The sequence below is a fragment of the Dongia deserti genome (assembly GCF_003574735.1).
In the GTDB taxonomy this organism is placed as follows: Bacteria; Pseudomonadota; Alphaproteobacteria; order Dongiales; family Dongiaceae; genus Dongia_A; species Dongia_A deserti.
Genome location: NZ_QORW01000002.1, coordinates 1 through 25,627, shown reverse-complemented (window position 1 = coordinate 25,627; position 25,627 = coordinate 1). Strand labels below are relative to the sequence as shown.

General features: G+C 64.6%; 21 protein-coding genes. 11 read left to right on the top strand and 10 right to left on the bottom strand.

Translation table 11 applies throughout. From position 1 onward, the window contains the following. Positions 1-6: 6 nt before the first annotated feature. The 3 genes from cysT to DTX69_RS03160 are packed head-to-tail and all read left to right on the top strand — an operon-like array spanning position 7 to position 2,819. Positions 7-861: a sulfate ABC transporter permease subunit CysT gene (cysT, locus tag DTX69_RS03170; RefSeq protein ID WP_119300064.1), complete on the top strand. Its 855-nt coding sequence runs from the start codon at positions 7-9 to the stop codon at positions 859-861. Between the two features lie 2 nt (positions 862-863). Beyond that, entirely contained in the window at positions 864-1,742 is an 879-nt protein-coding gene (gene cysW, locus DTX69_RS03165; RefSeq protein ID WP_119300063.1) for a sulfate ABC transporter permease subunit CysW, read from the top strand. A gap of 12 nt (positions 1,743-1,754) precedes the next feature. Continuing rightward, on the top strand, positions 1,755-2,819 hold the full coding sequence (locus tag DTX69_RS03160; protein ID WP_119300062.1) for a sulfate/molybdate ABC transporter ATP-binding protein: 1,065 nt from the start codon (positions 1,755-1,757) through the stop codon (positions 2,817-2,819). Here the strand turns inward: DTX69_RS03160 and ypfJ are convergent. The 4 genes from ypfJ to ggt all read right to left on the bottom strand — a co-directional run bounded on the left by ypfJ (position 2,816) and on the right by ggt (position 7,342). Then, positions 2,816-3,736 carry a KPN_02809 family neutral zinc metallopeptidase gene (gene ypfJ, locus DTX69_RS03155; RefSeq protein ID WP_119300061.1) on the bottom strand — a complete coding sequence of 307 codons (921 nt, stop codon included), beginning with the start codon at positions 3,734-3,736 and terminating at the stop codon, positions 2,816-2,818. The two genes, DTX69_RS03160 and ypfJ, sit on opposite strands and share 4 nt — an antisense overlap. A gap of 125 nt (positions 3,737-3,861) precedes the next feature. Next, positions 3,862-4,764, bottom strand: a complete 903-nt coding sequence (locus DTX69_RS03150) for a hypothetical protein (protein WP_119300060.1) — start codon at positions 4,762-4,764, stop codon at positions 3,862-3,864. A gap of 142 nt (positions 4,765-4,906) precedes the next feature. Continuing rightward, a complete protein-coding gene (locus tag DTX69_RS03145; RefSeq protein WP_119300059.1) occupies positions 4,907-5,503 on the bottom strand; it encodes a DUF882 domain-containing protein in 597 nt (198 codons plus the stop codon). Between the two features lie 282 nt (positions 5,504-5,785). Beyond that, positions 5,786-7,342 (bottom strand): gamma-glutamyltransferase, encoded by a 1,557-nt coding sequence (ggt, locus tag DTX69_RS03140; protein ID WP_284735553.1) that lies wholly within the window; start codon positions 7,340-7,342, stop codon positions 5,786-5,788. A 211-nt stretch (positions 7,343-7,553) separates the two neighbouring features. Here ggt and DTX69_RS03135 point away from each other — a divergent pair, with 211 nt between their 5' ends. Beyond that, positions 7,554-9,470 (top strand): alpha/beta fold hydrolase, encoded by a 1,917-nt coding sequence (locus tag DTX69_RS03135; protein WP_119300058.1) that lies wholly within the window; start codon positions 7,554-7,556, stop codon positions 9,468-9,470. A gap of 4 nt (positions 9,471-9,474) precedes the next feature. On the opposite strand, the gene DTX69_RS03130 is transcribed toward DTX69_RS03135, so the two are convergent. Then, positions 9,475-9,879 carry a hypothetical protein gene (locus DTX69_RS03130; RefSeq protein ID WP_119300418.1) on the bottom strand — a complete coding sequence of 135 codons (405 nt, stop codon included), beginning with the start codon at positions 9,877-9,879 and terminating at the stop codon, positions 9,475-9,477. A gap of 124 nt (positions 9,880-10,003) precedes the next feature. Here DTX69_RS03130 and DTX69_RS03125 point away from each other — a divergent pair, with 124 nt between their 5' ends. The 4 genes from DTX69_RS03125 to DTX69_RS03110 all read left to right on the top strand — a co-directional run bounded on the left by DTX69_RS03125 (position 10,004) and on the right by DTX69_RS03110 (position 17,612). After that, positions 10,004-10,786 carry a helix-turn-helix domain-containing protein gene (locus DTX69_RS03125; RefSeq protein ID WP_119300417.1) on the top strand — a complete coding sequence of 261 codons (783 nt, stop codon included), beginning with the start codon at positions 10,004-10,006 and terminating at the stop codon, positions 10,784-10,786. Between the two features lie 148 nt (positions 10,787-10,934). Continuing rightward, positions 10,935-12,962 carry a hydantoinase/oxoprolinase N-terminal domain-containing protein gene (locus tag DTX69_RS03120; RefSeq protein WP_162916590.1) on the top strand — a complete coding sequence of 676 codons (2,028 nt, stop codon included), beginning with the start codon at positions 10,935-10,937 and terminating at the stop codon, positions 12,960-12,962. Positions 12,963-13,242: 280 nt separating this feature from the next. Beyond that, positions 13,243-14,838, top strand: a complete 1,596-nt coding sequence (locus tag DTX69_RS03115; RefSeq protein ID WP_162916588.1) for a L,D-transpeptidase family protein — start codon at positions 13,243-13,245, stop codon at positions 14,836-14,838. Between the two features lie 116 nt (positions 14,839-14,954). Continuing rightward, positions 14,955-17,612, top strand: coding sequence for a DUF2339 domain-containing protein (locus DTX69_RS03110; protein ID WP_119300055.1), 2,658 nt, complete (start codon positions 14,955-14,957; stop codon positions 17,610-17,612). A 95-nt stretch (positions 17,613-17,707) separates the two neighbouring features. Here DTX69_RS03110 and DTX69_RS03105 read toward each other — a convergent pair whose 3' ends face one another. The 5 genes from DTX69_RS03105 to DTX69_RS03085 form a co-directional block, all read right to left on the bottom strand. Then, entirely contained in the window at positions 17,708-18,298 is a 591-nt protein-coding gene (locus DTX69_RS03105; RefSeq protein ID WP_119300054.1) for a glycosyltransferase family 29 protein, read from the bottom strand. Then, on the bottom strand, positions 18,295-19,191 hold the full coding sequence (locus DTX69_RS03100) for a polysaccharide pyruvyl transferase family protein (RefSeq protein WP_119300053.1): 897 nt from the start codon (positions 19,189-19,191) through the stop codon (positions 18,295-18,297). Before DTX69_RS03100 ends, DTX69_RS03105 begins: the two co-directional genes overlap by 4 nt. A gap of 70 nt (positions 19,192-19,261) precedes the next feature. Then, entirely contained in the window at positions 19,262-20,680 is a 1,419-nt protein-coding gene (pyk, locus tag DTX69_RS03095; RefSeq protein WP_119300052.1) for a pyruvate kinase, read from the bottom strand. A 26-nt stretch (positions 20,681-20,706) separates the two neighbouring features. Further along, a complete protein-coding gene (locus tag DTX69_RS03090; RefSeq protein WP_119300051.1) occupies positions 20,707-21,963 on the bottom strand; it encodes a glycerate kinase type-2 family protein in 1,257 nt (418 codons plus the stop codon). Positions 21,964-22,014: 51 nt separating this feature from the next. Further along, positions 22,015-23,025, bottom strand: a complete 1,011-nt coding sequence (locus tag DTX69_RS03085; RefSeq protein ID WP_119300050.1) for a DMT family transporter — start codon at positions 23,023-23,025, stop codon at positions 22,015-22,017. Here DTX69_RS03085 and DTX69_RS03080 point away from each other — a divergent pair. From DTX69_RS03080 to DTX69_RS03070, 3 genes are read left to right on the top strand one after another with little or no spacing between them, the layout of a single operon-like run. Next, positions 23,018-23,893 (top strand): N-formylglutamate amidohydrolase, encoded by an 876-nt coding sequence (locus DTX69_RS03080; protein ID WP_284735518.1) that lies wholly within the window; start codon positions 23,018-23,020, stop codon positions 23,891-23,893. The two genes, DTX69_RS03085 and DTX69_RS03080, sit on opposite strands and share 8 nt — an antisense overlap. Next, positions 23,893-25,038 (top strand): carboxylate-amine ligase, encoded by a 1,146-nt coding sequence (locus DTX69_RS03075; RefSeq protein WP_162916689.1) that lies wholly within the window; start codon positions 23,893-23,895, stop codon positions 25,036-25,038. The genes DTX69_RS03080 and DTX69_RS03075 overlap by 1 nt, the downstream gene beginning before the upstream one ends. Further along, complete coding sequence (locus DTX69_RS03070) at positions 25,031-25,324, top strand: DUF1244 domain-containing protein (protein ID WP_119300048.1); 294 nt, start codon at positions 25,031-25,033, stop codon at positions 25,322-25,324. The genes DTX69_RS03075 and DTX69_RS03070 overlap by 8 nt, the downstream gene beginning before the upstream one ends. Positions 25,325-25,627 lie beyond the last annotated feature (303 nt).

Sequence of the window (25,627 nt, the reverse complement as noted above, 5' to 3'; positions counted from 1 at the left end):
CGATAGATGACTGCACTCGCCACTTCTTTGAGCGGCGGCTTCAAGCGGCCGAGCGTTCTGCCGGGGTTCGGTCTCACGCTCGGCTTCGCCGTCGCCTATCTCAGCATCATCGTGCTGCTGCCGCTTTCCGCCTTGGTGCTGCGGCCGGCGACGCTGGGGATTTCGGGCTTCCTCGGAGTCCTGATGGACAGCCGCGTCCTGGCCGCGCTGAGGCTGAGCTTTGGCGCGGCCTTCATCGCGGCCGTCGTCAACGCCTTTTTCGGCTTGATCGTCGCCTGGGTCCTGGTGCGGTACGATTTCCCCTTCAAGCGCATCGTGGACGCTCTGGTCGATCTGCCGTTCGCGCTGCCGACCGCGGTGGCGGGCATCTCCCTTGCCACGATCTATGCGCCCAACGGCTGGGTTGGTAGCCTGTTCAAACCGCTTGGCATCGAGATTGCGTTCACGCCGCTGGGTGTGCTGGTAGCTCTCATCTTCATCGGGCTGCCCTTCGTCGTGCGCAGCCTGCAACCGGTGCTGCAGGATCTTGATAAAGAGGTCGAAGAGGCCGCGGTCAGCCTCGGCGCGAGCCGCTGGCAGACCTTTCGCCTCGTCATCCTGCCGGCCATCCTGCCGGCACTGTTGACCGGCTTCGCCCTCGCGTTCGCGCGGGCGGTCGGCGAATACGGCTCGGTCATCTTCATCGCCGGCAACATGCCGCTGGTGTCGGAGATCGCGCCGCTGCTCATCGTCATCAAATTGGAACAGTTCGATTATGCCGGTGCAGCCGCCATCGGCGTCATCATGCTGGCGGCATCGTTCCTCATCCTCCTCCTCATCAATCTGGTGCAGAGATGGTCGCGCAGGCACGAAGAGCACTAAGCATGGAAACCCAAACGGCTGGACCGGCCACGGCCGCGAAAGTGCGCCGTGCAACCACTGAGTCGCCACTGGTGCGCTGGGCGCTGATCGCAACGGGCATGCTGTTCATCGCGCTGGTTCTGGTGCTGCCGCTGATCTCCGTTTTCATGGAGGCGCTGAGCGGCGGCTTCGCGACCTTCTTCCAGGCCGTCGGCAATGCGGATACCTGGCAGGCCGTGCGGCTGACGTTGTTGGTCGCCGCCATTGCCGTACCGCTCAACGTGGTGTTCGGACTGGCGGCAGCCTGGGCCGTCGCGAAGTTCGATTTCCGCGGCAAGAGCCTGCTGGTGACCCTGATCGACCTGCCGTTCTCAGTGTCGCCCGTGATCTCCGGCCTCATCTACGTGCTGCTCTATGGCGCGAACGGCTGGTTCGGACCGGCCCTGAAGGAACTGGACATCAAGATCATCTTCAACGTTACCGGCCTTGTGCTGGCGACGGTCTTCGTCACGTTCCCGTTCGTCGCGCGTGAGCTGATCCCGCTGATGCAGGAGCAGGGCAGGGACGAGGAAGAAGCCGCGATTTCGTTGGGGGCGAGCGGCTGGAGGACCTTCTGGTATGTGACCCTGCCGAATGTGGCATGGGGCCTGCTCTACGGCGTGCTGCTGTGCAATGCGCGTGCGATGGGCGAGTTCGGCGCCGTGTCGGTCGTGTCGGGCCATATCCGTGGCCTCACCAACACCATGCCGCTGCATGTGGAGATTCTCTACAACGAATACGACTTCGTCGGCGCCTTCGCGGTTGCATCGCTCCTGGCGGGGCTCGCGATCGTGACATTGGTGGCGAAGTCGTTGCTGGAATGGCGCTATGGCGACCGGCTTGCCGGCGGACGCAAGCACTAGAGGGAGCGAAGGATGACCATCACTGCCGACGGTATCTACAAGAGCTTCAATGGATTCCCGGCTCTGCGCGGCGTCAATCTCTCCGCTTCGCGTGGCGAGTTCGTCGCTCTGCTCGGCCCATCAGGTTCGGGCAAAACCACATTGCTGCGGATCCTGGCGGGGCTGGAGTTCGCCGACAGCGGGCGCCTGCTGTTCAACGGCCGGGACGTGGCTTCGCAGGGTGCCGGCGAGCGCAACGTGGGCTTCGTGTTCCAGCACTATGCTCTGTTCAAGCACATGACCGTCGCCGAGAATGTCAGCTTCGGCCTGCGCGTGAAGCCGCGCGACAAGCGGCCGCCTAAGGCCGTGATCGACAAGCAAGTGAATGAGTTGCTGCGCCTGGTCCAGCTCGACCGCTTGGGCGACCGCTATCCCAGCCAGTTGTCGGGCGGTCAGCGCCAGCGCGTGGCTCTGGCCCGCGCCCTCGCGATCCAGCCGGCCGTGCTACTGCTGGACGAGCCGTTCGGCGCGCTCGACGCCAAGGTGCGAAAGGAATTGCGGCGCTGGCTGCGGCGGCTGCATGACGACATGCAGCTGACCTCGCTGTTCGTCACGCACGACCAGGAGGAGGCGCTCGAGCTGGCCGATCGCATCGCGGTCATGAGCGATGGCCGGATCGAGCAGATCGGCACGCCTGCTGAGGTCTACCAGCGTCCGGCGACCGCGTTCGTGTACGAGTTCCTCGGTAATGCAAACCGGCTGCCATGCAGAATCGACCGGGGCCGAGCGATGGTCGGATCGCTTGTTCTGCCCGCGCCGGAGCATCCTGAGCTGCGCGATGCGACGGGTGTTGCATTCGTGCGGCCGCACGACCTCATCATCGGTGATGCGCGCGCGGAAGGATTGGAAGCCCGGGTACGTCAGATCTTCGTTGCCGGCCCCGCGATCCGGGTGGAGCTGGCATTGCTGGCCAACGGCGAAATGCTCGAAGCGGAAGTGCCGCATGGCTCGCCCGCCGGGGAACTGATCGCTCCCGACAAGCTGGTGACGCTGACAATGACTAAGATCCGCGCCTTCCCGGACGCGGCGACAGCCTAGAGAGTCTTTGCCCTGAAGGTATCGCAGTCGGTGATGTTGCCGCTGCGATATCCAGTCTCGAACCAGCGCACGCGCTGCGCGGCAGAACCGTGGGTGAAGCTGTCGGGCACCACCCGGCCGCTGGATCGCTTCTGCAGCGTGTCGTCGCCAACGGCGCTCGCTGCGGTGAGCGCTTCCTCGATGTCGCCCCGCTCGATCAGACCGCGTTCCTGATGGGCGCGATTGGCCCATACGCCGGCGAAGCAGTCGGCCTGCAGCTCGACGCGCACGGAAAGGGCATTGCTTTCACTTTGGCTCATACCGGCGCGAGCTCGGCTCACCTGCTCCTCGATGCCAAGTACCGTCTGCACATGATGGCCAACCTCGTGCGCGATCACGTAGGCCTGTGCAAAGTCGCCGGGCGCGCCGAAGCGCCGCGACAGCTCATCAAAGAACGTCAAGTCGAGATAGACCTTCTCATCCGCTGGACAATAGAAGGGTCCGACTGCCGATTGCGCGAAGCCGCACCCGGACTGTGCGCCGCCGGAGAACAGTACGAGCTTGGGTTCGCGATATTGCGCGCCGATCTCGGGCAGAAGGTGATGCCACGTGTCTTCGGTATCGGCGAGCACAACGGCGACGAACTGCTTCAGGTCCTCCTCTTGCGGGCTCGAGAACGTGCCACCGCCTGCCGTCTGCTGTTCGATATAGCTGCCGGAACCGAAATCGCCGGACAGCAGCGCGAGCGGATTGATGCCGAGCGCCCAGGCGATGATGAAGAGAATGATGATGCCGCCGAGCCCAAGCCCACCGCCGCGCATCCCGCCGCGTCGATAGCCGCCGCCTAGCCCGCCCCCAAGCCCGCCGGGGAAACGCATGCCGCCCATGCCACGGCGGTCTTCGATGTTGCGGCTCTGCCTGCGGCCTTTCCACAGCATCGTCGAATCCTTTCGTCCAGATCACGGACGCGACTCTACGCGGTCGCGCGCGCAAATGCAGCATCAGGCGCGATAGCCTTGGTCAACGCATCGGAAGAACGGATGTTCCGGCTGCGGGCCGGTGCTCAGCCCTGCGGCGCCTGCTCGTTGATCTCGCGCGTGCGCTGGCTGATGCGGCGTATGATTTCCGCGACGGGAGAACTGGCGCTTGTCGCGCCTAGCGCCTCGGCTTCGATCAGCTTGCGCTCAGCATCGAGCAAGGCGTTGACCAGCTGCTGTTCCTGCGGGTTCGCTTCGCTCTTGACCTTGGCCTGTTCGGCATCCGGATCGGCGACGATGTCGCCGGCTTCGCTCATGACGACCTCGGACAGGGATTCGGGCTCGCTCTCGGTCTCGGCAGCCGGCTCCTCGAAATTTTCCTGCGCCACTTCGTGGGCGATCTGCGCTTCTTCGTTGATCGGCTGTTGCGCGAGGGCGAGTTGTCCCGTCGTCTCGTTCGGCTTTGTGACGGTGGCCACCACAGTCAAGCGGCGCGGCGCCGTCGTTGCGGTTGAAGTGCGCGGCGGGATCGCATCCGGTGCGGCGGCCGCCATTTCCGGCTGCTGGGCGTGCTCCTGCTTGATCAGGGTTTGGATGCCGCCTTCGAGGCGGCGCACCACATCGTGCACGGCGCTGGCCTGGCGTCCCTCGACCACGGCCAGCAGTTCCATCAGCATGCGGCGCAGCTGCTCGTTCTGCATTTCGCGCTGGCCAAGGCGCGCTTGCGCGGCGCTCAAGGCGGCGTGGGCCTGGATGAGGGCACCCTTCGCTTCGTCGCGCTCGGAGCTAAGCTTGCCCACGATCGTGCGGAGCTCCGTGACTTCCGCTTTCAGCTTGTCGACTTCCTCACGCTGACGGGAGAGCGAGCCTTCGACGATCGAGACGATGTCGTTTAGGCGCAAGCCATAACGGCGCTCTTCCTCGGCGCTTTGCTGTAGGCGCTCCTGTGCCGCGGCCACCCGCGATTGGAGTTCCGTCAGATCATCCATGAACGCAACCTTGCCTCTGAAATCCCTGGAATCCCAGTGGAATCATGGCAGGGCATGGTGAAAAGATCGTTAATGTCTTAACGATGCAACGCGAGCGCGCGGAAAATCAGCCTGTTACCGCCGGAGCGCAACCAGGGGCCGATCACCACTGCCGAACGCGCCCGGTATCGACGTGCACGAAGTCCGACTTCTTGTAGTAGCCAACGCCGCCGGCCTTCATCGCAATGGCAGTCTGGCGCAGGTCGCTCAGAGCCACGTCGTAGAGCCGGATATCAATCGCCTTGGCTTCCATATGCAGGCTGCGCTTGGCGACGCCGCCGCTGCCTGAGGCCAGCATGGCGTTGGTCTTCGGCGAACGGTAGCCCGAGATGACCTGGAACGCCTTGCGGCTGCCGGTGCGGCGATGCAGTTCGACCAGGAGATCGAGAAGCTGCGGATCCATCACGGCGACGTCGCCGGTGCGAAAATCGCGCAGCACGTAATTGATGTCCTTCAGCGCGCCCTTGTCGTAGACGCCGTCGCGCCAATAGGTCGCCATGATCTTTTCGTTGGTGTGTGTGCTGACCAGACCCAAGGTGCGCGTGCCGCTCTGGGGCAGGGCAGCCAGGGCGCCCTTCAGCGGACTCGCGATGACCAGCGCAGCGGTGCCAAGGCCAAAGGCCAATACACGCCGGCGTCCCACCAGCGCCTTGGACAGAGTCGAATCCTCGGAATCGGGGATCAGAGTGTGGTCGGTCATACGTCCCATTCTCCCTCGGCCCCGGTGCCGCTCGCCTGGCTCCGAAGCAGTGTGTGAAGATCGGATGGCCCGGCCGCAAAACGTCCCCCGACTTTGCGACCACAGCTCGAACCCTTTTCAGGATCGGAGCCTAACCTTTTGGTTCAACTGGAGAATGCGCCTCCGGCGTTCTCGTTCACGAACCGTGCCATAGGCCTGGCACCATTACAACCTAAAAAAGCCTATGGTCTGGTTAACGAAGCGTGGCGCGGTTCACGGACAGCCGAACCTGACGGCGAAGGCTCAATAGCCGAGGGCCAGCCCATCCTTGCGCGGCTCGGACCCGGCGATCAGCACCCCCCGCTTCCAGTCGATGGCAATGACCTGGCCACCGCCCAATGGATCGTCCGGCTCCGCAGGCACGATGATATGGCCGCGGCTCGCCAGCTCCCTGCGCAGGCTATCGGCAATGCCGGACTCTACGGTCACTCCGCCATCCTCGAAAAAGAGACGCGGGCAATCCAAGGCGGCCTGCGGGTCCATGCCGAAATCCAGCATGTTGCCGAGCACATGGGCCTGACCGACCGGCTGATAATGACCGCCCATGACGGCGAAGGAGATGAGCGCCCGGCCGCCCTTGGTCACCATCGCCGGGATGATGGTGTGCATCGACCGCTTGCCGGGCGCGATGCAGTTGGGATGACCCGGCTGAACCACGAAGCAGGCGCCGCGATTCTGCAGCACGACCCCACTCTTCGGCGCCATGCGTGCGCTGCCGAAGGACCAGTAGATCGAGTTGATGAAGCTGACCGCGGTGCGGTCCTTGTCTATAACCGTGAGATAGGTTGTGTCCGGGTGCGGCAGCAATGCGTTTGACGGCACTGTCGACATCGCGCCCATGGGATCAATCGCCGCAGCGAGGCGCTTGGCATGCGCGCGCGACAGCAGGCGCTTCACGGGCACATCGACGTGCTGCGGATCGGCGATGTGCCGGTCCCGCTCGGCGTAGGCCAGCTTGCTCGCCTCGATCTGCATGTGAAAGCGCGCGACGGAAAACGGGCCATCAGCCTGAGCGCATTCGCTGAGGATGTTGAGCAGCAGCAGCGCGGTCAGGCCCTGGCCGGGCGGCGGGCATTCCCAGACCCGCGCGCCGCGATAGCTGGTCGAAATCGGTGCGGCGTAGTCGCCGCGATGACGCGCGAAATCCTCCGGTGTATGGAAGCCGCCTTCGGCCTTCAGCCTGCGCACGATGTCCTCGGCAATCCAGCCGCGATAGAAGGCATCGGCGCCGTCGCGGGCGATCGCTTTCATCGCCTTGGCCAAGGCGGGGAACGCGATGCGATCGCCGACATTGGGCGCCTTGCCCTTGGGCAGCAGCGTTGCGCGCGCAACCGGGTCGGCGCGCAGCCGCTCGGCACTGCGGCGCCAGTCGGCTGCGACCTTGGGCGCAACGGTGAAGCCTTTGGCCGCAAGCTGGATCGCAGGCTGCAGCAGCCGGTCTATGCCGAGCTTGCCATGATCTTCCGCGAGGCGGCACCAAGCCTCCACGGCACCGGGCACGGTGATTGAATGCACGCTGTCGGGCGAGATGGCGGTGATGCCGCGCTCCAGGAACCAATCGGCGCTGGCGGCGGCGGGCGCACGGCCGGCGCCGTTGTAGGCGATGACGCGATCGCTGCCCTTGGGCGCGATCAGCACGAAACAATCGCCGCCGATCCCGGTCATGGCCGGCTCGACCACGCCGAGGACGGCGGCTGCGGCAATGGCGGCATCCACTGCATTGCCGCCGGCGCGCAGCGTGTCGATCGCAACCAGGGTGGCAAGCGGATGGGCGGTAGCCGCAGCGCCACGCTCCGCGATGACTGCGGATCGGCGCGGCTGGCTATAGTCGCGATCGAACTGGAACAGGGCAGGACTCCGTGAGTGGGCTAGGGAACGATCGGGGCGGGGCGGCTGCGAACGCAGGTCAGAAGTTGAGCCATGAAATGCCCTTTGGTGCAAGCCTGCGTTGCGACCATTCCGGTTGCAGGATAGGTTTGAAGACAGCGGGATCTGGGGTTTAGGGGACATCATGCACGGCAGCAAGCTGGCGATTCTGGTCGCGTCGGTCATCTCATGGCTCGGCGGCGCGGCGGAAGCCGCCGACACGCTGAAAACCACTATAGAGAACATGGGCGGCCAGCCTTGCCGAGTCAGCAACCTGACCTGCGTGTCGGTGGAAGTGCCGGTCGATCACCGCGCGAACATCGGCCCCACGATCAAGATCGAATATGCCATCAGCTTCGCCAGCGTAGAGAGCAAAGGCATTCTCTTCTACGCGGTCGGCGGGCCGGGCGGCAGCGGCATCCAGGTCGCGGACGATTACCTTGCCGCCTTCGATGAGCGTCTGGCTCAGAACATGGACATTGTGTTCTTCGACCAGCGCGGCGTCGGGCCGGATCATGGCATGGCATGCCCGAACGCGCAGGCCGTGTTCGATCTGGCGGAGGTCAGTGTCGATCGCCCCGATGCGGCGATTGCGGCCGCCAGGACCTTCGCGACCAACTGCGTGACGGAGCTGAAATCGCGCGCTCTGCTCGATTTTGTCGATACCGAGCAGGCGGTCCGCGACCTTGAGATCTTTCGCCAGAAGATCGGCGCGCCGAAGGTGTGGGTCTATGGCGAAAGCTACGGCACGCAGCTCGTCCAGCAATATGCGATGCTCTATCCGACGGCGATCAAAGGCGTCGTGGTTGACGGCGTGGTCGACCTGGCGCTGGATCTGGACGGCTATTATGCCGCCTATACCGATGCCGCGGAGAAGATCCTGGCGCGCGTTCTCAAGGCGTGCGCCGAGACCATCGCCTGCCGCGAAGACATGCAGGGCGATGCCGCAGCGGCCTACGACGCGCTCGCAGCGAAATTACCTATCGACGTCGATTTCCCCTTGGGCAATGGGACGATCGCCAAGCGCCAGTTGACCGCAGCGATGCTGGAGGCCGATGCGTTCTATGCGCTGTACGGCCCGGACGATCGCGCTTCCTTCCTGCGCGCATTGGCGGCGGCGTCCCGGGGACAGTACCTGCCCATGTTGCGGCTGGCCTATTCGAATCTCGCCATCGATCCCGCCACCGAGCAGGGCGCGCCTGACCCGGCCTGGTTCGGCGCCGCCTATTACGCCATCACGTGCAGCGACTACGGCGAAGGTCCGGAAGACGGTGAAGCGGCGGCGCGCGAGGTCATCGAGCGTGCCAAGGCCTTCGCGCCGCAGGCACCGCGACTGCTGCGGGCCTATTTCGCAGAAAGGCTTGCCTGTGCCTTCTGGCCGAAGCGCGGCCCCAAGGAGCGGCCGAAGCCATATGTCGGCGGCGCGTTCCCGACCCTGATCCTCAACGCCGATGCCGATCCGATCACGCCGATCACCATGTCCTATGCGGTCCTCGACAAAGCGCAGGACACCTACATGGTTTCGATGAAGAACGGCCCGCATGTCATCTGGGGCCGCGCGCTGGCCTGCCCGGATGAGATCGTGTTCGGTCTGATGTTCCACGGCACCCTGCCCGAAGCCAAAGAGCAGGTCTGCAGCCAGGACCTGATCGGCGGCTACACGCCGCTCACACTACGAGAGCTGTCCGCTGCAAGCGATGCGTTTGAGGTGGCCCGAGCCGTGGAGACGGAGATCGAACGCTCGCCGGAACTCGCCGGCTGGGACGGCAACGAGCCGCTCGCGATCGGCTGCGATTTCGGCGGCTCGCTAGAGGCGAGCGCGGCGGAAGAGGGCGCCGCTTATACCTTCAGCAAGTGTGCTTGGTGGCCGGGCCTGATCGTGGATGGCAGCGCGACGCGAATCGAAGACGGCGCGGAAGATGTCGGGCTGACGCTCGATCTCGCGATCAGCGGATCGCACCACGGGCAGATCACATACCGACATAACACGACGACGGACGCAATGACGCTCACCGGCACCTACGACGGCAGGAGCGTGGCGACACCGCGTCCGCTGCCGTGACCGCTCAGCCGGCGGCGAGGCGGTGCTGCCGCCGCAAGCCGATGAACTGCGCCTCCGCGAGAATCGCCACGACCAGGGCCTGCGCGATCACGAAGGCCATGCCAAGCGTGGTCGGTGAGAAAAGGTCCGTCACGAGCAACAGTATGCTGCCCGCAACCCACAGCACGTTGCCTGCGACGATCAACTGCGCGGGCAGGCGCGATGTCGCTTGCCGCGTGCCGAGATAGGCGAGCAGGCCGGCGTAGGGGATGAGGATCAGGCCGACCAGCCGCAATAGCACGAGCGGGAGGCCGAGCCAGTCGGCTAGCGGCGCTGCGGCGGCCGCCAACAGTACGCCCATGGCGCCGCTGGCAATCGCGTCCGCCAGTAGTGCCAGACGCAGCAAGGACCAGTTTGTAGAGCTTGACATCGTATCCTCCGTTCTTTCGAACCGCATCGGTGCGGCGCGGCCGGATGCTCGCGCGATTCCGGCAGCTGGTCGATTACGTCGGAGGTAATTGGAGCCGTTCAGGCGGCTGCGCTATGGTCGGCATATGACACAGATGGTTCAGCCAATCGGCGCATTGCTGCGCGAATGGCGCCAGCGCCGGCGCCTCAGCCAGCTCGCGCTCGCGACCGAGGCGGAGGTTTCAACCCGCCATCTCAGTTTTCTCGAGACCGGCCGCGCTCTGCCCAGCCGCGACATGGTGCTGCATCTGGCAGATCGGCTGGACGTTCCGCTGCGCGCGCGCAACCAGCTGCTGGTCGCGGCGGGCTACGCACCAGTCTTCCGGGAGCGGTCCATCGATGATCCCGAGCTCAAGGCGGCGCGGGCAACCATGGAACAGGTGCTGGCAGCACACGCACCGAATCCGGCGATCGCGATCGATCGCCATTGGAGCCTGATCGCGGCCAATCGCAGCGTGGCGCCGCTGCTGGCGGGTGTGGACGCCGCGCTGCTGAAGCCGCCGATCAACGTCCTGCGCCTCAGCCTGCATCCCGGGGGTCTAGCCCCGCGCATCGTCAACCTGGCCGAATGGCGCGCCCATCTGCTGCAGCGGCTGCGCCAGCAGATCGACGTCAGCGCCGATACTGTGCTGGTGGAGTTGCTGAAGGAACTGCGGTCCTATTCTAGCCCGTCGTCGCCGGGCACTGCGCACGTGAACGGCGCGGCCATTGCAGTACCCTTCCGATTCCGCCACGGCGATCGCGTGCTGAGCTTCCTCAGCACCACAACCGTGTTCGGAACCCCCGTGGACATCACGCTGTCGGAGCTGGCGCTGGAGTCGTTCTTTCCGGCGGACGCGGAGACGGCAGAGACCGTGAAACAACTGTAGGCAGTTGGTCGACGACACCCCGCTCTTGCACAATTCGAGCAGCTGCGCGGCGTTTTTTGGGCAAGCCAGCCGATGCGCTGTTCCGCCATGTTGCGCCGGCTCCGCAAGCCGGATAGGAACAGCGGGGCCATGTCCTTTGGAGCGAAACTTGCCAATCCTGCTGGGGCTCGATACGGGCGGAACTTATACCGATGCGGTCCTGTTCGATTCCGCGCGCGGGGACCAGGATGGTGGCGTGATCGCCAAAGCCAAGGCGCTCACCACCAAGCACGACCTTTCCATCGGCCTCACCGGTGCCGTCGAAGCGATCCTGCCGCATTTGCCGCAGGACCACGGCGTTGCCGATATCGCGATGGTCTCGATCTCCACCACACTCGCCACCAACGCGATCGTGGAAAAGCATGGTGCGCCGATCTGCCTCATCCTCGTGGGCTACGATGCCAAGGCGCTGGAGCGGGCCGGCCTGCGCCAGGCAATGGGCAGCGATCCCGTTGTCATGGTTGCCGGTGGCCATAAGCCGACGGGCGAGCAGCAGGCCGAGCTGGATGTGGCGGCGGTGCGCGCCGCGATCCTGGAGCATGCGCCAAAGGTCGCAGCCTTCGCGGTCAGCGGCTACTTTTCCGTCCGCAACCCGGCGCACGAAATCGCGGTGCGCGCCCTGGTGCGCGAGCTGACGGGCGAGCCGGTTACGTGCGGCCATGAACTCACCTCCAAGCTCGATGCGCCGCGTCGTGCACTCACCGCCGCGCTGAATGCACGCCTCATTCCCCAGCTACAGCAACTGATCCAGGCAGTCGAGCAGTTGCTGGCACGCAAGGGCATCAAGGCGCCGCTGATGGTGGTGAAGGGCGATGGCTCGCTCATCAAGTCGGATCTCGCGCTCACCTGCCCAGTCGAGACCATCCTCTCCGGACCCGCCGCGAGCCTAGTCGGTGCACGGCATCTGGCGCACGAGGACGACATCCTGGTCGCAGACATGGGCGGGACCACGACGGATATCGCAATGCTGCGCGGCGGTCGCCCCGTGCTGAACAAAGAGGGGGCAACGGTCGGCGGCTGGAAGACCATGGTCGAAGCGGTGGCCGTCCATACCTATGGCCTCGGTGGCGACAGCGAGGTCCGCATCGACGATCATCATGGCTTCGTGGTGGGCCCGCGCCGCGCCGTTCCGGTTAGCCTGCTGGCGACGCAGTTTCCCTCCGTTCTGCTCGTGCTGAAAGCGCAGGATGCGACCGAGGAGATCGTGCCTCATCGCGGACAGTTCGCGCTCCGCCAGCGTCCGCTTGATGCGGGCCGCAGCAGCTTGAGCGCTGGGCAGCTCGAGTTGTGGGACAAGCTGGAAGCGGGACCGGTCGCGCTTGCTGATCTGCTCTACAGCCCCGCGACGCAGCGGCACCTGGGACGTCTGCTGGATCGCGGCTTGGTGGCAATCAGCGGCTTCACGCCCAGCGACGCGGCGCATGTGCTCGGGTTGCAGAACCATTGGAACCGTGAGGCAGCAGAGCTTGCTGCGCGACAGTTCCTGCGCCGCCCGGCCAATCCGATCTGGAAGCCACCGGCCGATCACGAGCAGCTGTGCAGCGACGTCATCGAGCAGGTGGTGCGCCAGTCGGGCGAAGTCATCCTCGACGCCGCGATCCGCGAGACCAGCGGCGTCGATCCCCATCACTGGGGACAGCTCGGGCGTGATCTGATCCGCCGGTCGCTGTCGCCGAGCCAACCAGCCGATGCGCTCATCGTGTCCGAGTTGAGGCTGAATGCGCCGCTGGCGGCGATCGGCGCGCCGGTCGCGAGCTACTATCCCGAGATCGCCAAGCGGCTGCGTACGCGTCTCGTCATCCCGCCACATGCCGATGTCTCCAACGCCGTCGGCGCAGTGGCAGGCGGCGTGCTGCAGCGCGCGACGGCAACCATCACGCAACCGCAGGAAGGATTGTTCCGCGCGCACCACGCGACGGGCATCAAGGACTTCGTCGATCTGGAGGAGGCGGCGCGCTATTGCACCGAACTGGTCGGGGTGGAAGCCGCGCATATGGCGAGTCGGGCCGGCGCGGTGGAGATCCAGGTCAAGACCGAGCGTGCTGACAAGGTGTTCGAGGAGCCGACCGGCCTCAGAATCTTCATCGAATCCACGATCGCGGCCACTGCATTCGGGCGGCCCGGCCTGACGGTCTGATAGTGTGACCCCGGGCACAGTTCCACCGGATATCGGGGCCGTTCCGGTGACAATTCCGTAACCGCCACCTATTATTTTCCCGACCTGTCTGTTTACGAGTCAGGTATCGGGCGGTTTTGAGCTGAATTTCAATAAGATAGCAGAGGGCTGAATGCTGCGTTCACATTGGGGAGGTCTGATAGTCAGTACATTTTGCCTGGCCTTCGTTGCGGCGAGTCTTTCCGACGCGGCCCTAGCCGATAAGGACGAGCGCAATGTCCCTGTGCCGGGACGGCAGGGAATGTCGACACCGCCCCCCGCTGCTGTCGCGCCTGCGATCTCCGGAATTGAAGCGGCGGTCGACCGCCTGCAGCAGAGTCAACGTCTGGCTGGGCTCTCAATTGATTGGCCGGGTTTGAAATCCTTCTACGCAGCCGGCGCACCGGCCCTGTGGGTCGGGCCGACGGGCTATAGCGCGCTTGGCTCCCAGCTGCAGCAGCAGGTGCCGAAGGCGCTCGCCGCCGGCATGCCGGTACCGGCTGACATCCAGGCGGCATGGGCCGGGCTGCCACCGCTGCTTTCGCCGGTCGCGCCGGTCGAGCGTGCAGCCGACATCGAGGCGATGATGAGTGCGCTCTACATCGCCGGCGCCTATGACGCGACGAGCGTACTCGGCAACCAGCCCAATCCTGGCGTCGAGCTCCTCGGCAGCCTGCGCAATGCCAAGGATCCTGCGCGTGCGGTCGCAATGCAGTTCCCGAGCTTCCACATGTTTTGGCGGCTGCATGCCGTCTTGCCGACCTACGTCGATTATTACCAGCGCGGTGGCTGGCCGACGGTATCGGGTACCGAAAAGATCGAGCCGGGCGACAAGGGGCCGCGGGTGCGCCAAGTCGCTGAGCGGCTGCTGGCAACAGGCGAGTTGCGGACGCTTGGCACCGATCCGGAGCTCTACGACCCGGCGCTTGAGGTGGCGGTGAGGGTCTTCCAGAAGGCGCATGGACTGAACGACGACGGCGTGATCGGCAAGCGCACCATCGAGGAGATGAATGTCTCGGCCGAGCAGCGGCTGAAGATGGTGCTGCTGAATCTCGAGCGCATGCGTGCCGAAAGCCCGGACATGGAAGACCGCTTCGTATTCGTCAATGTTCCCAGCACGGAACTGCGGGTCATCGAGAACGGCGTGACGACCTATCACGCCAATGCGATCGTCGGGAAGCAGTCGCGCAAGACGCCGCTGCTGAGGAGCGTCATCTTCCAGGCGAAGCTGAACCCCGATTGGTCGGTGCCGGCGAAGATTGCCGCCATCGATATGCTGAAGCACGAGCTCGATGAGCCGGGCTATTTCGCCAGCAAGAATGTGCGCGTCTATACTTCCGACGGTCGCCAGATCGATCCGCGCACCGTGAATTGGAAAGAGGTGAAGCAGGGCGGCCATTTCCCCTATCGCCTGAAGCAGGATGCCGGCCCGGAGAATGCGCTAGGCCCGATGAAGCTGGATTTCCAGAACGACCATTCGGTGTTCATCCACGGCACTTCGGCGCCCAAGCTGTTCGCGAAGCAGGACCGGTTCTTCTCCTCCGGCTGCGTGCGGGTGGACGATCCGCTTGGCCTCGCGACCTTCCTGTTGCAGGACGATTCCAGCTGGAACCGCGAGCGCGTCGAAGACATCGTGAAAGGCGGCAAGACTACGTATGCCAAGTTGGCGCGGCCGATCCCGCTGCACATTGTCTACATGACGGCCTGGGTGGACGAGCAGGGCGTTGCCAATTTCCGCAACGACGTCTACAAGCGCGATCCGCGCGTGACCATCCCATCCGGTTTGACTGTCCCGACGCTGATCGCGCAGCAGGAAGGTGGCGGCTCTGCGCCGGCTCGGCAAGGCAACAACAAGTAGCGATCGACCGTGCCGCCTGTGAGTGGCACTCGCAGGCGACGGTTGCGCAAGTGCCGCCCGCCGCGCCATGATTGAGCCGGGCTGCCGCCGGGGTGGTGGCGAGTCGCCCGAAGATCATGGGGGCGCAATCAGTGGTGATCTTCGAGTCCTTGTGGGGATTGATCCTGGTCGGGGGCGCGATCTTCTTTGTGCTCGTGGTGCCGGCGCTCAGCGTCCTCGCTTTTCGCGCGACTCAGCGCCTGGAGCGCGAAATCGCCCTGCTGCGCCACGAGTTGCGAAACCTGCGCGACCGGCAAGCGACAGCGGATTACATGCCGCATCGCCCATCGCATCCGGTAGAAGAACCGCCGCAGCCGGCTCCACCGGCACCCACGCAGCCGCCCGCACCCGAAGTACCGATTGCGCCCGAACCTGCCTTCAAGGCTGCTCCTTCGGTGCCGCCGGAACCAACGGCGCCTGACATCCCGCTGCCTCCCGCCGAACCTGAAGCGCGCGGGCTCGAGCAGCGGCTGGGCGCGCGTGGCTTCGTCTGGCTTGGCGGTATCTGCATCGCGCTGGCAAGCTTCTTTCTGGTCAAATACTCGATCGAAGAGGGCCTGCTGGGGCCGGGTCTGCGCGTCGTGCTCGGTATCCTGCTTGGCATTGCGCTGCTGGTTGCCGGCGATTTCATGCGCCGCAAATCTGGCACGATCGGGCAGGCTTTGACGGCGGCCGGTATCGCGGCCCTCTATGCCAGCCTCTTCGCTGCGGTAGCGCTCTACCAGCTGATTGCGCCGGCCTTGGCGTTCGTGATCCTCGCGGCACTCACGTTCGTTGCGATCGGCTTGGCCCTGCGGCATGGACCGTTCGTCGGTCTGGTCGGGCTGGCGGGCGGCTTCATCACGCCAGCAGTGGTTTCGACCGGTGAACCTCATCCGGCGATTCTGTTGAGCTATCTCTATCTGCTGCAGTTGGGCGCGCTGTGGCTGGAAGGGCAGCGAGCATGGTGGTACTTGCCGGCGATCGCAAATGCCGGTGGGCTTGGCTGGGCGTTCCTGGTGGTGTCGCTATCGGACGCGGCGCTCATGGGTGGCATCGACCAACTGGCTGCTCCCGTCTATCTGATCGTCGTAGCGGCGAGCGTGTTCTGGCTCTCACCACGCGTGTCAACAGAGACCGATTGGCCACAATCACGGATCGTCGGACTGGGCAGCGCGGTTGCCGCTGCGCTGCTGATGCTGCTCTGGTTGTCGAACGAGGGCTTCCAGGCGGGTGACTGGGCGTTCGTTCTCCTATTGGCGATTGTCGGCGCGGTGAGCGGCCGGCTGCGGCCGGTGCACGAGATCGCGGCCTTCGCTCTGGCCTCAGTGCCGGCGCTCGGGTTGCTGGCGTGGAATGCCCAGTTCCAGCCAGCCTTCGATCCTGATCTCTATCTGTGGATGGCTGTCATCATCGGCGCGCTGGGAACCGGCGGCGGCTATGTCCTGTTGTGGGGCGCGCGCAATCCCGAACGCTGGTCGCTCCTTTCCGCGATCTATGGGGCAGCAGTCCTCGCCATCGCGTATTGGCGCTTGCGCGATATCGACCTGCTGTTGCCCTGGTCGATCATCTGCCTCATTCTCTCGGCCGTGCATCTCGCTTTCGCGGAGCGGCTGCGGCACTGGCGGTTCAAAGACCGGCTTCATCGCCGTGCGTTCGGTGTCCACGTGCTGGCCTGCGCAGGCTTCCTGGCTGCCGCTGTGCCGCTGTGGGTGGAGCGAGAATGGCTGCCGGCCCTGTGGTCGTTGCTGATGCCCCTGATCGCATGGGTCGCCAACAAGATTGACGAGCCATGGCTGCGGCGTGGCCTCTGGGTGGCAGCCCCTGCCATCCTCATCGCGGTGCTGGACTCGGGATTCCCGGCGGGTGACCGGCCGATCTTCAACTGGCTGGCTTATGGGCTCGGCGTGCCGACCCTCTGCTTCGCCGCGACGGCTTGGTTGGCGCGCCGGGCGAGCGACCTTCGGCTCATGCTGATGCTGCAGGCAGGCGCGCTATTGCTCGGGTTCCTGCTGGTCACACTGGAGATCCGCCATCTGTTCCACGGCGCGGCGTTCAAGACTGCGGCGTTCGGATTTGCGGAGGCGGGCACGTTGGTCCTGCTGTGGGGTGTGCTGGCGCTCGGCACCTGGCGCGTTGCGCAGCGCCGGGGCGAAGCGCGGCTGCGTTGGATCGCCTATGGCTTGGCCGCGCTGTCCGCAGTGCTTACGGTGATCGTGGTGTGGGGCTTCGCCAACCCGCTCCTTAATCCCATCCCGGTCTACGGCCTGCCCATCCTCAACACCGCCCTCTACGTGTTCGGCAGCGGGTTCGCGCTGTTCATGGCGATGGCGGCCATGGTGGGCCGCTCGAAGCTCGATGTTGCGCAAAGGAATACCACGATGGGCGTGGCCGCTGGGATCGCCTTGATTGATGGCCTGATTGGCGTCGCCGCGCTCAATCGCCATCTCTTCCAGGGCGAGATCATCGATCTCAACCGGGGCTATCCGTTGTGGAGCGATGCCGAGTTCTATGGCTACTCGGTCGCGTGGCTGATCTATGGCGGGCTGATCCTCGCCCTCGCGATCTGGCGGCGGCTGGCGGCCCTGCGCCACGCGGCGGCCGGCATCGTCGTGCTGGTCGTATTCAAGGTGTTTCTGGGCGATACCAGCGGCCTGACCGGGCTCTATCGCTTCGCGTCGTTTTTTGGGCTCGGCCTCACGTTGGTCGCGCTCGGCTATCTCTACCAGCGCATGCTGCGGCGCGCGGAAGGCTGAGGGTGAGAACGGGCGCCTTCGGGGTCGTCCGCAGGCCCTCGACCTCGCGCCGCTGGCGAGCCTGGATCTGCCGCCGCAAAGTCAGCCGAGCAAGCTCATGTAGCGATGAACCGCCAGGAGCGGCGCGCAGTAAGGTCCATGATGTGGCGTGCTTCGGCCTGAAAATCGTGTGGGCCGATATGGTTGTCTCTCAGGTAGTACGTGCCGGTCCGCTTGAAGTCGAAGCCGACGACGGTGACCGCGCGCGGCTGAGCTTGCGCGACGAGATCGATGGTCATCGCGCCTACAGAGGGGCGTGCTCCAAGGCGCTTGTACAGCGTACGCCAGCAGGACTGGGGGTAGAAATGGCAATCAATGCCGGCCTGGTTCTCGCGGAACTTGGGTGACATCCAGACCGAACGAGGTGCTACGAAACCTTCCGGCACCTGACACAAAACCCGATAATGAGAGAAGCACCAGAGGTCGAAGCGCCGGCCTTGTGCACGCGGATTTATCGGGAAGCCAAGATTCATTCGCACCACGATCTCGTGCTCGTCGATCAACTCGCCAAACGAGTGTCCGATCAAACTTGAGGCATTTCCAACGATGGCGATGGATTTGCCGTCCAAATATTCCAGAAGTGGCGCGATCGCCCGCTGCGGCCGATGATCGGCAAGCCAGTCTTTCCAGTCAAAGGGAAGCTTCATCGAACCTGTTCCCCGCTCGGCAGGATGCGATCGAACATTGCCGCAATACGACCGCGGACATCGCTGAGATAAGCGTCCAACTGATCCAGTTCGCTTGACGTGAAAGGCTGCGGAATGGCACCAGGCTGGAAGAGCCGAGCCGGATGGAGGCCTATGTCTGCGAGCACCGCATCGCTCTTCCAAACACCCAGAGACACCGCCGAAAAGGGAATGCGGCTGTTCACTGCAAAGCAGAGACCATGGAAGCGGCCAGTCACCAGGAATGGGCGGCGCGCGAGATGGGCGGCGAATTGCCGGAACGTGACGATGCCGGGAAAAGTCGCCGTCGGCTTGCTGGTCTCATAGCGCCAGCGCAGCGGCTGTTTCTTGTAAGCCTTCATGCCCCTCCTATTATGACGCATGGCGACGAAATCGGCCTTGAGCCTGGCTGCGACCCCAGCCAGCTCAGCCGTGATCCGAGGATCGGCGGAATCGAGCACGAGCCCGCGATCTTCTCCGCCCTCATGATGCGGCAGGTCATGAAAAAAGGAGAGATCGCCGCAGACCTCGGCCGTGAGGCCCCAGCTCTTCGCATCCTGGGCCGATCGTCCTTCACGCACCCAGATTGCGTCGAAGGCGGCCAGATCGGTCACGATCGCCTGGTTGTTGGCCTGCAGCGTTGCATTGATCAGGAAACAGGGTTTGCCACGAGCCCTACAATGCGGGCCCAGCTGCGCGAGGTTCACGGCCGCGTGCTTGCCATGGTGGATCGTGCCTTCGCCATTCACCAGGATCAGATCGGCCTCTTCGATGGCTGCGAGTGCGGCGGGATCCGACTGCCAGGCCGTGTTCACGGGATTGCGAAAGCAAATCTGGGCACCACGGACGGCGACGTTGGCCTCGATCGCCGCCATGACCGCTTCGCATCCGAAATGGCGGGAGGGAGCGGTATCATTGAAGACAGCGACCCTGAGCACGCCTGGTTTATTCCTCGACCCAGGCGACGCGCAGGATGTTGGTGGAGCCGGGCGTCCCGAAGGGCACACCGGCGGTGATCACCACCCGGTCGCCCAGCCGCGCCATTTCCTGTTTCAGCGCGATGCTGCACGCCTTGTCGACCATCTCGGAGAAACGCTTGAGGTCGGAGATCAGCACGCAATGCGCGCCCCAGGCGAGGCACAGGGCCCGTGCGGTCGAAAGCGACGCCGTGAGGGCAAGGATCGGCACTTCCGGCCGCTCGCGCGCCACGCGCAGCACGGTCGATCCGGAGGTCGAATAGGTGACAATGGCCGAAACCGACAGAGTGTGCGCCACCTGGGCTGCCGCGGCGCTGATCGCATCATGGCCCGTAGCCTGCGGATCCGGATGCTGCGCCTCGATGATGCGGCGATAGGTCGGGTCGCGCTCCACGCGCTCGATGATGCGGTTCATCATCGCAACGGCTTCGACCGGATATTGGCCTGAGGCCGTTTCCGCGGACAGCATCACCGCATCGGCGCCGTCATAGACCGCGGTCGCCACGTCAGAGGCTTCGGCGCGCGTCGGCGCTGGCGAATGCACCATGGAATCCAGCATCTGGGTCGCCACTACCACCGGTTTGCCCGACTTGCGGCATGCTGCGACGATGCGCTTCTGGATGGCCGGCACATCCTCGGGCGGCATCTCGACGCCGAGATCGCCGCGCGCGACCATGACCGCATCGGAGAGGTCGACGATCTCCTCCAGCCGGTCAATGGCGGCAGGCTTCTCCAGCTTGGTGATCACTTTGGCGCGGCCGCCGATCAGCTTGCGCAATTCGGCGACATCTTCCGGCCGCTGCACGAACGACATCGCCACCCAGTCGCAGCCGAGGTCGATGCCGAAATGCAGGTCGACGCGATCCTTCTGTGTGAGGGGCGAGAGCGGTAGCACGACATCGGGCACATTGACGCCCTTGCGATCGCTGAGCTTGCCGCCGACCACGACCTCGCACTCGGCATAATCGCTTCCGGCCTTTTTCACGCGCAGGCGCAGCCGCCCGTCATCGATCAGCAGGTTGGTGCCAGGCTGGACGGCCTCGAAGATCTCCGGATGCGGCAGTTGTGCGCGCTTGGCGTTGCCTTTGGCCTCGTCGAGGTCCAGGCGGTAGGTGGAGCCGCTCTTGAGCTCTACCGAGCCGTCCGTGAAGGTTCCGACCCGCAGCTTGGGCCCCTGCATATCCATCAGGATGCCGATCGGGCGGCCCATTTCCTCTTCCACTTCGCGGATCACCTCGTAGCGTTTCTGATGATCCTCGTGCGTTCCGTGGCTGAAATTGAGACGGAAGACGTCGGCGCCGGCACGAAACAGTGCGGCAATCTGCTCGCGCGTCGAGCTGGCCGGTCCCAGTGTGGCCACGATCTTAGCTTTGCGTTGTCGTCTCATTGCTGACTGCTGCCCAGTTCTTGTGCCTATGACCGAACCAGAATGGCGCGGAAGTCGTTGACATTGGTCCGCGTCGGCCCGGTAACGATCAGGTCCCCCAATTGGGAGAAGAACCCATAGCCATCGTTGTTGGCAAGCATTGCCTTTGCGTTAATTCCATTTGCCGCAGCGCGCGGCAGGCTGTCGGGGGTGAGCAGGGCGCCGGCATTGTCTTCAGTCCCGTCGATGCCATCGGTGTCTCCGGCCACTGCAGAGATGTCGGGATGACCGTCAAGCGCGACCGCCAAAGCGAGCAGGAACTCTGCGTTGCGCCCTCCGCGGCCCTGACCCCGAACCGTCACAGTGGTTTCCCCGCCGGAGAGGATCACAGCGGGGGCGGGCATGGGCTGACCAAAGCGTGCGACCTGCCGCGCGATGCCGGCATGGACCAGCGCCACGTCGCGCGCCTCACCCTCCAGATCCCCAAGGACGATCGGTGTGAGGCCTTCCTTGCGGGCCAGTTCGGCAGCGGCTTGCAGCGCCGCCTGCATGGTGCCAAGCATCCGGGTCTCGCAGCGCGCGAGGCGCGGATCATCCGGCTTTGGCGTCTCCGAAGCGGGCGATGACAGGAGCCGCAGCGCAGCCGCATTGTCGATGCCGTGTTTGTGCATGATGGCCAGGGCATCGAGCCGCGTCGACGGGTCCGCGACCGTCGGGCCAGAACCGATGACGGACGGGTCGTCGCCGGGCACGTCGGAGATCAGGAGACTGACGACCTTTGCCGGGTGCGCCGCGGCGGCGAGCCGGCCACCCTTGATCGCGCTCAGATGCTTGCGCACGCAATTCATCTCGCCGATGTTGGCGCCGGATTTCAGCAGGGCTTTGTTGACTGCCTGTTTGTCGGCGAGCGTCAGCCCTTCGCCCGGGATGGCGAGTAGAGCGGATGCGCCGCCTGAGATCAGGCACAGAACGAGGTCATCTTCGCGGAGGCCCTCGGCCATCGCCAAGATGCGCCGTGCGGCCTGCTGGCCCGCCGCGTCGGGCACCGGATGGGAGGCTTCCACCACCTCGATCCGTTGGCAGGGCAGTCCGTGGCCGTAGCGCGTGACGACAAGGCCCGACAAAGGGCCGGGCCAATGATCCTCCACGGCCTTGGCCATGGCGGCGGCCGCCTTGCCGGCACCGAGCACGATGGTGCGACCCTTGGGCGGAGGGGGCAGATGGGGCGCCAGGATCTTCAGCGGGTCAACCGCCCCGATCGCCGCTTCGAACAAGCGCCGCAAAATGTCCCGATCGTCGGTCACGACTGCTCCCCTTCGTCTGCGTCCGGCACTCTATGGGTGCAGGCTATCTGGTCAAGTCGAAGGAGCGACAGGTTTGGGCGGCGGTGCGCCCTGGACGGTTTCCGGCGCGCGGCTCTGCGGGCGCGGCCGCGCGACGAAAATGCCCAGCAGGACGGCGAAACCGCCGCCGATCTGGGCCGCAGTCAGAGCCTCGCCCAGGATGATCCAGGCGAAGATGCCGGAGGCCACCGGATTCAGCAATAGGCTGACCGAGGAGAAGGCGGCGGGCAGATGGCCGAGCGCCCAGGAGATCAGGCCCTGCCCGAGAGTCTGGCTGATGAAGGCAAGGCCGGCGACGGCGAGCCAGCCATCCACGGTTTGCGGCACGATCCTGTCTTCGGTGAGCAGGGCGGCCGGCAACAGCCAGAGCGCCGTGCAGGCCGAGGTCCAGAACATCACCTGGGCCAGACCGACTGTGTTGCGCGCCGCCTTCACGCCGCGCAAGTAGCCCGCGTAGCCGATCGCCCCTGCCGTCGCCAGCATCAGGCCAAGCCAGTCGCCGATCGCCAGCGGTCGATCGCCGCCCAGCACCAGCAGCAAGACGCCGCCCAGCGCGACGGCAAGACCGATCAGGAAGTGCGACGAGAACCGCTCCTTGAAGAAGACGACGCCGGCGAGCGCAACCCAGATCGGCGCCGTGTTGCCGAGCAAGGTCGCGATCCCCACGCCGATCAGCTTGAGCGACCAGTGCCAGACGATGAGATCGAAAGCGAGGAAGAATGCCGCGACGTGGATGCCCGCCCAGCCGCGCCAGCCGATGCGCGGCAGCCTGCCATCAGGGCGCTGGCGCGCGGACATCCAGAGCCCGATCGCCATCACGGGCAACGGCAGAGCCATGCGGAAAAAGGCGGTCGAAATCGGTTCGACCTCCGACAGCTTGACGAAAATGCCCGAGAACGAGATCGAGACCGCGCCAAGCAGCAGAATTGGCAGCGCCAGTTGATCGGTAAGGGGCCGATCGGCGAGGGGTTGCTGAGCATTCATCCAGGAAGGGGCGGGTCGGATCGACAAGGCGGTGCGCATCTTCTATGCTTGCCGCCGTAGATCGGTCAATCTTGCGGTCATGCAGGACGCTCAGCCCACATCAGCGCCATCCACATTGCTGGGTCCGGACGATCCGCCGCCATTCTCCGTGTTTCATCGCGAAGGACGCGCGGAACTGGTGATGTTCTGCGACCATGCCGGCCGTGCCTTTCCCAGAGCGCTGGGCACGCTGGGCCTCGGCCAGCGTGAACTCGATCAGCACATCGCCTGGGACATCGGGATCGCGGGACTGGGGCGGCGGCTCGCCCACTCGCTCGATGCGCCGTTTTTCATGACCGGCTATTCGCGACTGGTGATCGATTGCAATCGTCATCTGGATGATCCGACCTCGATCGCCCAGGAAAGCGACCGGGTGCCGGTGCCGGGCAATCGCGGGCTGAGTGCGGCCGACCGGCATCGGCGGCAGGAGGAGATCTTCCTGCCGTATCACAGGGGCTTGGCTGAAGAGATCCAGGGACGCATCGCGTCGGGGCGCACTCCCGTCATCATCTCGCTGCACTCCTTCACGCCGGTGATGAATGGGTTCCAGCGACCGTGGCATGTCGGGGTCTTGTGGAACAACGATGCGCGCATGCCGGTGCCGCTGATGCGTCGCCTGGCGGAGGAGCCGGATCTAGTGGTCGGGGACAACGAGCCTTACTCGGGGCGCGATGGGCACGGCTACTCGATCAAGGCGCATGCGGAGGCGCTCGGGCTTGCGCATGCCCTGCTGGAGATCCGGCAGGACCTGATCGCCGATGACAGCGGGCAGGAGAAATGGGCCGGCATCCTGCATCGCGTGCTCAAGGATGTGCTGGACAATCCGGCCTTGCACGAAATGCGCCTGCAATCGGGGGCAGCGTCATGATCAAGGAGCCTGGCTTCACACTGGGCATCGAGGAGGAGTATCTGCTGGTGGATCGCGAGACCCGCGATCTGGTCGCTAATCCGCCGCCGGAACTGTTCGAGGCCGCCAAGATCGCGCTGGGCGAACGCGTGACACCGGAGTTCCTGCGCTCGCAGATCGAGGTTGGAACGTCGATCTGTCAAACACTCGATGAGGCGCGCCAGCAGCTTCGCGAGTTCCGCTCAGTGGTGGGGGAGCTGGCCGGGCGTTTCGGCCTGGCGCCGATCGCCGCCTCGACGCATCCCTTTGCCAACTGGGCGCGGCAGATGCACACCGACAAGGAGCGCTATAACATGCTGGCGCGCGATCTGCAGGCGCTGGGGCGCCGCTTGCTGATCTGCGGCATGCATGTGCATGTGGGATTGGAAGATCCAGAGCTGCGCATCGATCTGATGAGCCAGGCTTCGTATTTCCTGCCGCATCTGCTGGCGCTGTCGACCTCCTCGCCGTTCTGGCAAGGAGAGGATACCGGGCTCAAGAGCTTTCGCCTGGCGGTGTTCGACGAATTGCCGCGCACTGGCTTGCCGGAGATCTTCGATTCCTGGGGCGAGTACGAACGGCATCTGAAAGTGCTGATCAAGGCTGGATTGATCGAGGACGGCACCAAGCTTTGGTGGGATCTGCGCCCGAGCGCGCGGTTCCCGACCTTGGAGTTGCGCGTCACCGATGCCTGCACGCTGCTCGAGGATACGCTGTGCGTCGCAGCGATCTATCGTTGCATCGTCCGGATGCTCTACCGCCTGCGCCACTCCAACCAGCGTTGGCGGCGCTATGCCGCGATGCTGATCAACGAGAATCGCTGGCGCGCGCAGCGCTACGGCATCGACGAGGGGCTGGTGGATTTCGGCAAGGGGGAGATCGTGCCGGTCCCGGCACTGATCGAGGAGATCATTGAACTGGTGGCGCCCGATGCCCAATTCTTCGGGTGCGAGAAGGAAGTGCTGCATGCCCGTACCATCATCGCACGCGGCACCTCCGCCCACCGCCAGGTGGCACTCTATAACCGGGCGATCGATGACGGGATCGAGCGCGCGCAGGCGCTGCGCATGGTGGTGGATCAGCTGATCGCAGAGACCAAGATTTCGAATGAGGCGCAAGATGGATGACAAGACCCGCACTGAACTCGAAGCCGCCGCGTTCCGGCGCTTGGTTCAGCATCTGCGCGAGCGCACCGACGTGCAGAATATCGACCTGATGAACCTTGCCGGCTTCTGCCGGAACTGCCTGTCGAAGTGGTACCGCGCCGCCGCCGAGGAAAAAGGTGTGACGCTCAGCGACCCGGAAGCGCGCGAGATCGTCTACGGCATGCCGTACGAGGAGTGGAAGGCGAAGCACCAGAAGGAAGCCAGCGGCGAGCAGAAGAAGGCGTTCGCGGAAACGCATAAGCACTGACGCATGATTCGCGCCGTCGTTCTCCCTTCGTCATGGTTGCACTTGGTGCGACCATCCATATGTGGACGGCCCTTTGCCTGCAAGGTTGATTGGTTGAGCAGGTCCGATCGCTTGCGTCCATATGTCCGGCCTGTTGGTGCGATCGTGACTGATCGCGGGCCAAGATGGTTTCCGCGAGGAAAGTTCGTTCACGAGTGCGGCGTCGAAGCGCCGGTGGATGGCACGGATTGTCTTTCGTCCCGGATCGATCGATCCCACCATCTACTCCTTTCCTTGCAAGTCACGGCATCGACAGGACGAGTT